The following is a 406-nucleotide window of genomic DNA, read 5'->3' as shown; positions in this document are numbered from 1 at the left end:
ATACGTCCGTCATGATCACGTCGAAGTGCTCTCTGTTACGGCCGTATCTTTTGGCTCATTGCTACTCTTAAACATTGATTTCACTATGATGAAAAACAAAGCTGATACTTCGGCAACCGTACCCGCAATCAGAGCCAAATACACGTCAGTAGTTACTGTTCTGTTCTCCGCCGGAAGCACTCCCATAGAAATCATATGCATCTCTTGCTGAACTACCGTGCCAAGCATATCAATGACCATCCAGTTCATTAGCGCGACGACCACAGTCATGGCAAACGTTACGCCCGTTTTAGACCATCGGAGATGCCTTCTGTCAGCCCTTTCTTCTGCCGCCATAATCGGACCAACAAAGTCTTTTACGACAAGTACCTTTCCGCCGGTAGCATCTGAAAATCCGTCTAAATCA

The 406-nt window shown here is 46.6% G+C and carries 1 protein-coding gene; it reads right to left on the bottom strand.

Annotated features, from left to right (window positions below):
• Positions 1-15: 15 nt before the first annotated feature.
• The coding region (locus tag OGY06_RS00075; protein WP_286604388.1) for a hypothetical protein at positions 16-406 on the bottom strand (391 nt) is incomplete at its 5' end.

The sequence above is a fragment of the Citrobacter sp. Cpo147 genome, from assembly GCF_030332405.1.
Taxonomy (GTDB): domain Bacteria; phylum Pseudomonadota; class Gammaproteobacteria; order Enterobacterales; family Enterobacteriaceae; genus Citrobacter; species Citrobacter portucalensis.
The sequence above is the reverse complement of the archived record's forward strand: the minus strand, read 5'-3'. Positions and strand labels throughout refer to the sequence as shown.